Annotated in this window: 8 protein-coding genes; 5 read left to right on the top strand and 3 right to left on the bottom strand. The window is 61.9% G+C overall.

Annotation, left to right across the window (positions count from 1 at the left end; translation table 11 throughout):
- Nucleotides 1-134: 134 nt before the first annotated feature.
- Nucleotides 135-1,805 carry a phosphoenolpyruvate carboxykinase (ATP) gene (pckA, locus tag KSY82_RS08225; RefSeq protein ID WP_217750882.1) on the bottom strand — a complete coding sequence of 557 codons (1,671 nt, stop codon included), beginning with the start codon at nt 1,803-1,805 and terminating at the stop codon, nt 135-137.
- A gap of 251 nt (nt 1,806-2,056) precedes the next feature.
- Entirely contained in the window at nt 2,057-3,628 is a 1,572-nt protein-coding gene (locus KSY82_RS08220; protein ID WP_217750881.1) for an L-lactate permease, read from the bottom strand.
- 178 nt (nt 3,629-3,806) lie between these two features.
- Between KSY82_RS08220 and KSY82_RS08215 the strand changes: the two genes are divergently transcribed.
- Complete coding sequence (locus tag KSY82_RS08215; RefSeq protein ID WP_368042051.1) at nt 3,807-5,381, top strand: lipopolysaccharide biosynthesis protein; 1,575 nt, start codon at nt 3,807-3,809, stop codon at nt 5,379-5,381.
- Between the two features lie 317 nt (nt 5,382-5,698).
- On the opposite strand, the gene KSY82_RS08210 is transcribed toward KSY82_RS08215, so the two are convergent.
- Nucleotides 5,699-6,538, bottom strand: coding sequence for a metallophosphoesterase (locus KSY82_RS08210; protein ID WP_217750880.1), 840 nt, complete (start codon nt 6,536-6,538; stop codon nt 5,699-5,701).
- A 326-nt stretch (nt 6,539-6,864) separates the two neighbouring features.
- Between KSY82_RS08210 and KSY82_RS08205 the strand changes: the two genes are divergently transcribed.
- From KSY82_RS08205 to KSY82_RS08190, 4 genes are all read left to right on the top strand, one after another.
- A complete protein-coding gene (locus KSY82_RS08205; RefSeq protein WP_217750879.1) occupies nt 6,865-8,466 on the top strand; it encodes a potassium/proton antiporter in 1,602 nt (533 codons plus the stop codon).
- 227 nt (nt 8,467-8,693) lie between these two features.
- Nucleotides 8,694-9,818, top strand: coding sequence for a 3-phosphoserine/phosphohydroxythreonine transaminase (gene serC, locus KSY82_RS08200; protein ID WP_217750878.1), 1,125 nt, complete (start codon nt 8,694-8,696; stop codon nt 9,816-9,818).
- 70 nt (nt 9,819-9,888) lie between these two features.
- A complete protein-coding gene (locus KSY82_RS08195; RefSeq protein WP_217750877.1) occupies nt 9,889-11,052 on the top strand; it encodes a phosphoglycerate dehydrogenase in 1,164 nt (387 codons plus the stop codon).
- Nucleotides 11,053-11,229: 177 nt separating this feature from the next.
- Nucleotides 11,230-12,450 (top strand): M20 family metallopeptidase, encoded by a 1,221-nt coding sequence (locus tag KSY82_RS08190; RefSeq protein ID WP_217750876.1) that lies wholly within the window; start codon nt 11,230-11,232, stop codon nt 12,448-12,450.
- Nucleotides 12,451-12,473 lie beyond the last annotated feature (23 nt).

Raw genomic sequence — 12,473 nt, 5'->3', positions numbered from 1 at the left:
CATCTTGAACACCTTTCGCTCTTAACTAGGTGTCCAATTCATCATACCCACTCCAAAACTCCCATTTCCCGATGTCCAAGAAATGGGAGGCAGTTCACTGTCCCCTTTGTGGTGGTTTTGGGTCTGAGGCGACGCTAGTGGCGGAGTCCCAGCAGGCCGCGGCCGCGATGACGGGCCTCGGCGGGCACCTGGGCGTGCGGGCCGGCGGCTTTGACGGACTCGGGCAGGTGCGAGTACTTCTTCTCGAAGTTCTCCTCGAACATCACCGCCAGGTTGTGCGCGGCCTCGTCGTAGCGCGCAGTGCTCTGCCAGTACTGGCGCGGCACCAGGATACCGTCGGGCACACCGTGGCACGTCGTGGGAATGTCGACATTAAAGATGTCGTCGTGCACAAACTCGCTGTCCTCGATGGTACCTTCGAGGGCGCGAGCGACCAGTGAGCGCGTATAGGCAAGCTCGATGCGATGACCCACGCCGTAGCCGCCGCCAATCCAGCCGGTGTTGACCAGGTAGACGCGCGTGCGGCCGTCGGCGATGCGCTCGCCGAGCATCTTAGCGTAGACCATGGGGTCGAGCGGCATAAACGGCTCGCCAAACAGCGAGGAGAACGTGGGCGTGGGCTCGGTGACGCCGACCTCGGTGCCGGGGATCTTGGCGGTGAAGCCCGTCACAAAGTGGTACATGGCGGCGTCGGCCGTCAGGCGCGAGATGGGCGGCAACACGCCAAAGGCGTCGCAGGTCAAAAACAGCACGACGCTCGGGGTGGTGCCCATGCCCTTGGTCCACGCGTTGGGGATATGCTCGACGGGGTAGGCCACGCGCGTATTGTGCGTGATCGAGACGTCGTCGTAGTTAGGCTTGCGATTCTCATCGAGTACCACGTTTTCACAGATGGCGCCAAAGCGAACGGCGTTGAAAATCTCGGGCTCGTGGAACGCATCCAGGCCCTCGCACTTGGCGTAGCAGCCGCCCTCGACGTTAAAGATGCCCATGTCGGACCAGCCGTGCTCGTCGTCGCCGATCAGCAGGCGCGTGGGGTTGGCCGAAAGCGTGGTCTTGCCGGTGCCGGACAGGCCAAAGAACACCGCGGTCTCGTGCGTGACGGGATCCATGCTGGCCGAGCAATGCATGGGCAGTACGTCGTCCTCGACGGGCAGCAGGTAATTCATGACGCTGAAGATGGACTTTTTGATCTCGCCGGAGTAGCCGGTACCCGCGACCAGAATCACACGCTCCTGAAAATTGATGACCACCGCGGCGCTGGAATTAAGGCCTTTGATGGCGGGATCGCACTGGTAGCCCGGCGCTGCGAGCACGCAGAAGTCCGGCTCGCCGGTGCGTGCGATTTCGCGGGCAAGCGGGCGGGCGAGCATCTGCTTAATAAAGAGCGCCTGGCTGGCACGCTCGCAGGCGACGAGCAGGCGGCGTGTGTGGTTACGATCGGCGCCGGCCATGCCGCGGGTGACGAACACGTCGCGCTCGTTGAGATAGTCGACGATGCCGGCTTTGATGACCTCGTAGCTTTCGACGGACAGCGGGCGGTTGACGGCGCCCCAGGCAATCTTGTCGTGCACGTCGGGCGTGTCGGCGATAAAGCGGTCGTTGGGCGAACGTCCAGTACGCTCCCCCGTCTCGATCACCAGTGCGCCGTTGGAGGCCATGCGGCCTTCGTTGCGACGGATGGCATGCTCGACGAGCTCGGCTGCCGGCAGGTCAACCAGCAGGCGGGGCTGGTTCTCGGCGGGGTCTTCGACCAGCGTAATGCCAAAGTTGGACAGAACTTCTGCAGGGGTAACACCAGGCATGGGGCCTCCTTTAAAAGCGCGACACGTGGACGCGGCACGCACTTTACTCACGTAAAGCCCGTTGTACCCGATATGCAAAAACGTTTTTGCGGCAATGGTGAAGCGCCCGCCCAACGGTCAAAAATCGCAGACAAGCGGCCTAGTCATTGGGGACGTTCTTAAATGACCAGTCGTTGGGGACACCCTTGAACAGGCAACAGCCAAGGAGTGTCCCCAGATGCCGGCACTTGGGGACGTTCCTAAAATGCCGGCTACAGCGGCAGGCCTTGGCCGAGCATGGCAATGGCGCTCATGAGGACCAGCATGCCGGCGGCGTAGGGCAGCACCGCGCCCAGAAGCTCGGCGTCCTTACCGCGCACGTGAACGGCGGCAAGGCCAATGGCGAGGGTCTGCGGCGAAATCATCTTACCGGCGGCGACACCCAGGGCGTTCAGCGCGACCATCCAGTAGTCACTCACACCCAGCGCCGAAGCGGCCTGGCTCTGAATGGGACCAAACAGCATGCCCGAGGACGTGCCCGAACCGGTCACGAACGCACCGACGGCACCGATCCACGGAGCCAGAATCGGGTACAGCCCACCGGCGACGGCAATGCAAAACGCACTGATCGACGAGATCATGCCCGCATAGCCCATCACCTTGGCGCAGCCCAGCACCGAAAGCATCGTGATTACCGTCGGCATCATCTGCTTGACGGTCGCGGCCAGCACCTCGCCCATCAGACGTGGCGAAGCGCCCTGAATCGCACCGCCGATAAACGCGGCCAGGAAGATCCAAACACCCGGTGTGTTGATCCACGAAAACGTAAGCGTACCGGGGTTCTCGCCGCAATACACCTGCACGTGGCTCGCAAACGGCGCGAGCGCGGCGTGCACGACGGGAACCAGGTTGGAGGTACCCAGCAGCAGCACAAAAATCAGGATGAAGCACGACCAGGCAGAAAGCGCCGACTTAACGGTGAGCTGTTCGCCGGCCTCGATATTCATATGGAAGCGCGCGTCCAGGTGACCGGACTTCTCGGCGCGCATGGCAAGCGCGGCAGTCAGCGCGAGTGACACGATGGAGCCCACGACCACGGCCAGCTCGGGACCCACAAACATGGCAACGACCAGGGCCGCACCAACAAAGGACACACCGGAAAGCAGTGCCACGCCGGCAACGCCGTGCAGGCGCTCGGCAACGCTTGCAACATTGCCCTGGTCATCGGCAACACGACCCGCAACCAGCACGATAAGCAGCGGCATCGCCACAAAGAAGGGCGCAAGCTGCACCAGCTGAACGGTCGCCAGATGCAGGGAATCCAGACCCACCAGGTCGGCAACGGACACCGTGGGGATGCCAATGGAGCCGTAGGGCGTGGGCACGCCGTTGGCCAGCAGGCAAATGAGCACGGCAGGCACGGCCTCAAAACCAAGGCCCGCGAGCATGCCGGCGGGAATGGCAACGGCGGTACCAAAGCCGGCCATGCCCTCCATAAAGCCACCGAAGCACCAGGCCACGAGCAGCGCCAGCAGACGACGATCGCTGCTGATGGAGGTGATCATACTGCCGATTACGTCCATGGCACCCGTGTGCACACACAGGTTATACGTGAACACCGCGGCGATGATCACGAGCACGATGGGCCACAGGGCCATCAAAAAGCCCTCGAGCGAGGCCGTGGCTATCTGCGCCGCCGGCAAATGCCACCACGCAAAGGCGAGCACGCACGAAAGGGCGAACGAGCCAATGGCGGCCTTCCAAGCCGGCCATTTAAAGCACAGCAGCATCACGACGAGCCAGATGATCGGCACAAGAGCCAGCAAAAACGCAGCGACATCCATGGGTAGAAACTCCTTGGTACCGCGCAAGCGGCATCGGGGGGTCACAAAACTTCAACAGGATACCGCACGTTTACCGACAAATTACAGCCGCCCGCCGAAATTATTGAACAACCTGTTCAAAAACACGAATAGACACTACCGCGACTATACTAGAACGCAGCAAGAGAAAGGAATCGCCTTGAGCATCACGCCCCTCGATAACATCCGCCGCGCCATCGCCCGCCGCAATGGGGTCGCCGACCCCACCGTATCGGGCGGGGCGCACGGGCAGGGCGGACGCATCGAGAACGGCCTGTTCCCCGCATCGCACACGGCCGAAGAGCTCGCACGCATCCAAGAGTTAAGCCAGCGTAACGCCGGCGGTCCCGACACCAGCCAGGCCACGCGCCGTCGCCGCGAGCGCGATCACGAGCCCGGCCCCATCCACCGCATGGTCAATGCCTGGTGGAACCGCCTGCTCGGAGCCGTCTACGGCGGCGGCTTCTCCACGCAAGAAGCCGAGTACGAAGATCACGCCACCCGTCGCGACTATCTTTGGAATACCCTGGGCACCACCGTATGGGGCATGGCGTTTCCGCTGCTCACCATTGTGTCGACGCAGCTCGTGGGCGCCGAGGAGGCCGGCAAGTTCTCCATCGCCTTTGTCACCGGCACGCTCATCATGATTGCGTGCAACTACGGCGTGCGCAACTTTCAGGTCTCGGACATCGACGAAAAAACCTCCTTCGCCTCCTACCAGCTCAACCGCTGGCTCTGCGGAGCGCTCGCGCTGGCATGCGGCCTGGCATACAGCAGCGCCCGCGGCTACGATGCGCAGATGGCAACGATCGGCCTGGGCGTCTACCTCTATAAGGTGATCGACGGCGTGGCGGACGTGTACGAGGGCCGCCTGCAGCAGGCCGATAAACTCTATTTGGCCGGCATGAGTCAAACGCTGCGTTCCGCCGGCGTCATCGCGGTCTTTAGCTTGGCACTGTTCCTCACACGCAGCATGCCCATCGCGGCCATGGCTATGGGTGTCACCGCGATTGCCTCGCTTGTGCTGGCCACCGCGCCGCTCGCCCTGCTCGAAACCGAAAAATCACGCCGCATGAGTCTGCGCGAGGCTGGCCACCTGTTTATCCAGTGCGCCCCGCTCTTTGGTGCACTGTTCCTGTTCAACCTCATCGAGAGCATGCCCAAGTTTGTGATGGAAGGCACGCTGGCCTACAAGTATCAGCTGTACTTTAATGCCCTGTTCTTTCCGGCGCAGGCCATTTTGTTGAGCATCGGATTTATCTACAAACCGCAGCTCCTGCGTCTGTCGAGCATTTGGGCGAATCCACGCAAGCGTCGCCGCTTTGACCTAATTATTGTTGCCGTTATGGCACTAATCGTGGTCATTACCGGAGCGTGCGCCGCATTTATGGCAGGCCCCGGCATCCCCATCATGAGCTTTATGTACGACCTTAACTTTGAGCGCTACCGCACGCTGGCGCTGCTAATGGTTGTCGCCGGCGGCGTCACCGCGGCAATCGACTTTATCTACGCCATCATCACGGTGTTGCGCTACGCCGGCGACGTCACCAGGATCTACCTAATCTGCTTCGCCGTAAGCGTGGTGCTGCCGGTGATCCTGATTAAACTGCTGGGTCTGATGGGCGCTGTGGTGAGCTACCTAGTCATCATGGCCCTACTCCTGGTGCTACTGATTATCGAGTACGCCCACATCCGCCAACGCATCGAACGCGACCGCAACCCGTACGGCGCCTAAATGGTGCAATGGGGGCAGCTAATTTGCGATGGAATCTCCCCGGCTGGGGTCTCGTTGCGGACAATATGCATCACGCAAAACTAAGTGAGTAGACTTTTTCCGAATCCCCGACCACGCCAACAAAGCACAAGTCAGTAACCTGCGGTTTTATTGAGGCAAATATGTTGGGTGCTCGGCATTTCCAAAATAGTCTACTCACTTAGCTAGCGGGCAGCCAAATGATTATTTAATCCCCGTCCCAGAAAAATCATTTGATGGGCAGAAGGGCAAAAGTAGTCAAAAAAGCCCCGTCCCAAATTAGCTACCCTGTGCGCCGATTATTCAACGGGCAGAATGTTCGCGTAGAACTCGGCCCCGTCGTCCAGACGCAGAATGCCTACGCGGCCGAACTCCGACCCGGTGGCGGCGGCGCAGTCGATGTCGATGCGGTCGGGCACGCCGGCGGTGTCCTCGCCGCCCAGGCGCACAATCTGCCCGCGGCCCGACTCCTCATCGAGTCCCGCCAGGCCGCCCACTTCGCAATAACGCCCGAGCGACACCGTGGGCGTGTGGCCGCTCACCACGACCGGACCCTTGCCCTCGGCAGAAAGCAGCCCCGTCGGCGCATCCCAATAGCCGTGACGAATCCACAGCAGGTCATCGGACGACTGCACCGCAAGCATCTGCTGCAGTAGCTCGCGATCGGCATCCACCGCCCCCGCGCCATCGGCACAATCAACCCCATGTTCAAGCAAAAACGCCCGCGCCGCCTCGGTCTGGATGCCGGCATGTACCAGCAGATACGGGCGCTCGTCAGTCTCGGCCACCGCGTAGAGCGGCAGTGTCGCCATCCAACGCACGAGCTCCTCGTACGCCTCAAATTCCATATCGTTGAGCTGCTGACGGGTAGTCCAACCGCCGTTGATATCCCAGGTCTCGGCATCGAGCGGATCTTGGCCAATGATGGCATCGAGCATGATCTGCTCGTGGTTGCCCTTGAGCACGCGGGCGTTGGGTAGCGAGCGCACGAGCTTAATAACGCCAACTGGATCGAGCCCGCGATCAATCATGTCACCCAGCACGTACAGTGTATCGTCGGACGCCAGCGAAATCTTGGACAGGGCCTCGTCAAGCGCACGCACGTGCCCGTGAGCATCGGATGTCACATAGATCGCCATGGAACGCCTCTCTCTCTGCATTGCGGCTGAAGCCCCGAGTCGCAACTAAAACTTCAAGTTGAACTTAAACGTTACCCATTGTACTCCGTTACAATAAAGCTGGAAAGGGTTGCATACCGTCAACGGTCGCCAGCGCACGCCTGCCAACCCGCACCGCTCGCGCCACGCCGCCATGCCCAGCGCCCCAACCAGCACCACCCGTGCCTCCGCCTCGTGTCGAAAATGCGCACGCCCGCAATCCACCTCCATAACCCACCATTTTTGGGTACAAATAACTGTAGACAACTAGCCGTGCCACGCCAACCACCCAGAAGCGGACACTATCCATGAACCAGATACTTCTCTTTATCGGCCTCGTCATTATTCTGTGCCTGACCATCAAACCTGTCGGAAAAAAGCTCCCCTTCCCCACCCTGCTCATCTTTATCGCGCTGGGCATGCTGCTGGGCGTCAACGGTCCGGCGCACATCGACTTTAGCGACTACGCGCTCACCGAAACCGTCTGCAGCACGGCACTGCTGTTCATCATGTTCTACGGCGGCTTTAACACCAACATCGACCGTGCCAAACCTGTCGCCGTGCCCGCGGTGCTGCTGAGCACGCTCGGCGTCGTCATCACCGCTGGCATCACCGGCGTGTTCGCGCACTTTGTACTAGGCTTCGACTGGATCGGTGGCCTGCTGCTGGGATCGGTCGTGGCATCCACCGACGCGGCCAGCGTCTTTAGCGTGCTGCGCGAGCACAACCTGTCGCTGAGGGGCGGCACCGACTCGCTGCTCGAGGTCGAATCGGGCTCCAACGATCCCGTCGCCTACATGCTCACCGCCGTGCTCGCCACACTCGCGACCGGCGGCGACGTTAACATCCCCGTGCTGCTAGCCAAGCAAATCATTCTAGGCGTGGGCCTGGGCATTGTCATCGGCTGGGCATCGGGCCGTCTGATCGAGCGCGCGCATGCAACAGCCGAGGGCGCGCAGACCATCTTCTTGTTCGCCGCGGCCATCGTCGCCTACGCGCTGCCGAGCTACCTAGGCGGCAACGGCTTTTTGGCCGTGTACCTTGCCGGCATCGTGCTAGGCGCGAGCGACATCACCGGCAAGGTCGAGCTAGCGCACTTCTTTGACACCCTCACCGAGATGGCCGAGATGACCATCTTCTTTTTGCTCGGCCTGCTCGTGACGCCCGCCCGCCTGCCGCAAATGCTGCTGCCGGGCCTGGCACTCATGGCGTTCATGCTCTTCGTGAGCCGCCCCATCGCCGTCGGCATGCTACTGGCGCCCTTTAAGACGAACCCCCGCCAGGTCGCGCTCGTAAGCTGGGCGGGCCTGCGTGGCGCGGCTTCGGTCGTCTTTAGCCTCTTTGCCGTGGTGTCCGGCGTTCCCGGTGGCCACGACCTATTTGACCTGGTGTTTGTGATTGCCGTGTCGAGCATTGTGGTGCAGGGCTCGCTGCTGCCGGCAGTGGCGAAGAAACTCGACATGATCGACGCGGAAGGCGACGTGCGCCGCACCTTTAACGACTACCGCGACGAGGACGGCATGTCGTTCGTCAAGCTCAAGGTGGGAGCTGGACATCCGTTTGCCGGACGCTCGCTTGCCGATATTGGCAGCGCTACGAACATGCTCGTCGTCCTGGTGCTGCGCGACGGCGCTCATCCGATGCTGCCCAACGGCGATACCGTGATCGAGGAAGGCGACCTGTTGGTGATGGCTGCCCCGACATTTGAAGAGCGTGCCGAGGTTACGCTGCGCGAGGTCACCGTGACACCCCACGGCCGCTTAGCTGGACAGCGTCTGCGCGACGTGCCGCAAGGCAAGCACCCCTTTATCGTCGTGATGCTCAAGCGCGACGGCCAAACGATCATCCCCGACGGCAACACCCTCATATTCGCCGGCGACGAAGCCGTCATCGCCACGCTGGCGTCGTAGCGGGCAGGGGGTAGCTAATTTGCAACGAAGAGATCAAGCGCCTAGAGAACCCCATGCCTTCGCTCGCAGATTTTGATTTGCCTGAGGAATGAAGCAACCCTCCCCCATGTAACCATCCTGTAAATCATAGCGACGCACTCGAGTTTTACCGTGATGCGGTCGCGCCTGGCGCTCCACTGTGCTAAAGTATCCCGAACGTTCAAACGACTATGAGGGGGAACTAGAAGATGGCACGTGTGCACAACTTCTCAGCTGGCCCGGCCGCGCTGCCTACAAGCGTGCTCGCCGAGATCGCCGACGAGATGATGGACTACCGCGGTTGCGGCATGTCCGTGCTCGAGATGAGCCATCGATCTAGCATGTACCAGCAGATCATCGATGACGCCGAGGCAACCCTGCGTCGCCTGCTGAGCATCCCCGACAACTACCGCGTCCTGTTTTTGCAGGGCGGCGCCACGCTACAGTTTGCGGGCATCCCGATGAACCTCATGCGCCGCGGCCGCGCCGGCTACGTCGTGACCGGCAACTTTGCCAACAAGGCGTACAAAGAGGCCGCCAAGTACGGCGAGGCCGTGCTGCTCGCGAGCTCCGAGGACACCAATTTCGACCGCATCCCCGGCATGGCCGACATCAACACGCGCATTGCCGCCGAGGCCGCGGGCGACGGGCTCGACTACGTCTACATCTGCCAGAACAACACCATCTTTGGCACCATGTTCCACGAGCTGCCCGATTGCGGCGACGTGCCGCTGGTCGCCGATGTCTCGAGCTGCTTTCTGTCACAGCCGCTCGACGTCGAGCGCTACGGACTCATCTACGCCGGCGCGCAGAAAAACGCCGGCGCCGCGGGCGTCACCGTGGTCATCGTGCGCGACGACCTGATCGCCGAAGGCCCCGCCTTTGCGCAGACGCCGCAGTACATGGACCTTAAGACCCAGGCCGCCAAGGGCTCCATGCTCAACACGCCCAACACCTTTGGCATCTACGTGTGCGGCAAGGTGTTCCGTTGGGTTGAGCAGACCGGCGGACTTGCCGCCATGGCCGAGCGCAACTGGGCCAAGGCCAACCTGCTCTACGACCTGCTCGAGCACAGCGAGCTGTTCCGTGGCACCGCGCAGGAGGACAGTCGCTCCATCGCCAACGTCACGTTCCGCACCGGCGATGCCGACCTCGACGCCGCCTTTGTCGCGGGCGCGGCAGAGCACCAGATCCAAAACGTCAAGGGTCATCGCCTCGTCGGCGGCATGCGCGCTAGCGTGTACAACGCCGTCACCATGGAGGACGTGCAGGCGCTGGCCACGTACATGAAGGACTTCGAAGCGCAGCATAGTTTGAGTCCGCGATCTAACTAGCCCGCAACACGCGGGCCGACCAGCCACTTCAAACCACTTGTTTTAGACAAACCTGCTAAGGAGTTTTTCCATGCGTAAGATTAAGACCATCGACGACATCACTAAAGACGGCAAAGTCGAGTTTGGCGAGGGCTACGAGTTTGTAAGCACCGCCGAGGAGGCCGACGCGATCCTGATGCGCTCGACCGACCTGCACGGCTACGAGCTGCCCGAGGGCATCCGTGCCATCGCCCGCTGCGGCGCCGGCGTCAACAACATCCCCGTCGAGGAGTACGCCAAAAAGGGCGTCGTCGTCTTTAACTCCCCCGGCGCCAACAGCAACGCCGTCAAGGAGCTCGTCCTGGGCATGCTAGTGCTCTCGAGCCGCGGCGTGGTGCAGTCGATGAACTGGGTGCGAGACAACGCCGACGACCCCGAGATCCAGGTCGATGCCGAGAAGGCCAAGAAGGCCTTTGTGGGCCGCGAGCTCAAGGGTAAGCGCATCGGCGTCATCGGTCTGGGCAACGTGGGCTCCAAGGTCGCTAACGCCTGCGTCGACCTGGGCATGGACGTCTACGGCTACGATCCGTTCATTTCCGTCGAGCACGCGTGGGTGCTGAGCCGCGAGGTGCAGCGCGTGGGCACGCTCGAAGATCTGTGCCGCGGCTGCGACTACCTCACCGTGCACGTGCCCAGCAAGGCCGACACCATCGGCATGATCAGCACCGAGCAGATCAACCTGCTGGCACCCGACGCAGTGCTCATCAACTACGCGCGTGAGACCATCATTGACGAGGACGCCGTCGACGCCGCCCTGCGCGAGGGCAAGCTCAGCTGGTTTAGCTGCGACTTTGTCACGCCCAAGACCGTCAAGATGCCCAATACGTTTATCACCACGCACTCGGGCGCCGGCACTGGCGAGGCCGAGGCCAACTGCGCCGACATGGCCATCAGCGAGCTCAAGGATTACCTGGAGAACGGCAACATCGCGCACAGCGTCAACTACCCCGCCTGCAGCATGGGCAAGGCGCGCGCCGCGAGCCGCATCGCCTGCCTGCACGCCAACGTGCCCAACATGATCGGCCAGATCACGGCCATTCTTGCCAAGGACAACGCCAACGTGCAGCGTATGACCAACGAGTCCGCCGGCGAGAACGCCTACACCATGTTCGACACCGACGAGCACCTGGACAGCAGCACCATCGAGGCACTCAAGCAGATTCCGTCGATGTATCGCGTGCGCGTGATCAAGTAGCGCCGGCTGATCTGACGGGCAGTTCCCCATGTGGCCTGCCCGTCACTGACATTGAATGCCCACTGGGGCGCCTTTCGCATGAGAGGCGCCCCCGTTTTTGTGAGCGCTCCATTAAATGCACCGAGCCGCTTCTTGGCATACAATCTGTATGTTGACCTAACTATCTGTGAGGTGCCTATGGTTGATACAGATTTTGCTTGGCGGCTTACGCAAGGGCTCGTGCGGATCGACAGTTCCGACCCAGGTGCGTATGAGGGCGAGATTGAACGCTATATCAAAGTGTTGGTTGAGGCTCAATTGGAGCGGTTGAGCCATCCGGTGCTCCATGCCGTGCAGGTTGAGGAACTCGAGGTGCTGACCGGACGCCGCAATCTCATGGTCACCGTGCCCGGTTTGAGCGACGAGCCACGGCTCGTCTACATCTGCCACATGGATACAGTCACCTTGGGCGACGGCTGGGACGCGGACATTACGCCGCTCGGGGCGGTCGTGCGCGACGGCAAGCTCTACGGCCGCGGTGCCTGCGATATGAAGGGTGGCCTGGCCTGTGCCATTGCCGCACTGGTCCATACGCTCGAGCGCGTGGCGGCGGATGGCGCGCTGCCCCGCCGCGGCTTTTCGCTCATCTGCTCGGTCGACGAGGAAGACTTTATGCGAGGCTCCGAGGCAGCCATCGATGCCGGCTGGGTCGGTTCGCGCGAATGGGTGCTGGACACCGAGCCCACCGACGGACAGATCCAGGTGGCGCACAAGGGGCGTACGTGGTTCGAGATTGAAATGGCTGGCGTGACGGCGCATGCGAGCCAGCCGTGGAAGGGCGCGGATGCCGTCGCCGCCATGGCCGAGGTCGTGTGTTCGCTCCGTCGCGCGTTTGTGGCGCTGCCCGCGCACGATGAGCTGGGGTCTTCGACCATCACGTTTGGCCAAATCGAGGGCGGATATCGCCCCTATGTCGTGCCCGACCGCGCCAAGGTCTGGGTCGATATGCGCCTGACTCCGCCGACTGATACGGCCGTCGCGAAGCGCATGGTAGAGCAGGCCATCGCCAGCGCCGAAGCCGCCGTTCCCGGTTGCCACGGCAGCTACGTCGTGACGGGCGACCGCCCCGCCACCGAGCGCGACCCAAACTCTCCCCTTCTAGCAGTGCTCAAGCGTGCCGCCGATGACGTGACGGGCGCGGACACGACCGTCGGCTTCTTTACCGGCTACACCGATACCGCCGTCATTGCCGGCAAGAGAGGTAACCGCAATTGCATGAGCTACGGTCCCGGGTCGCTCGCGCTCGCGCACAAGCCCAACGAATATGTGCCCCACGCCGATATCGTTCGTTGTCAGCAGGTGCTAATCGCGCTCGCCGATAACGTGGTCTGGGACGAGAGCTGCCAAGTTGGGGCATAATAAGCCGCGAACAAACCGAATCG

Source organism: Collinsella aerofaciens (assembly GCF_019131995.1).
GTDB lineage: Bacteria > Actinomycetota > Coriobacteriia > Coriobacteriales > Coriobacteriaceae > Collinsella > Collinsella aerofaciens_S.
The sequence above is the reverse complement of the archived record's forward strand: the minus strand, read 5'-3'. Positions and strand labels throughout refer to the sequence as shown.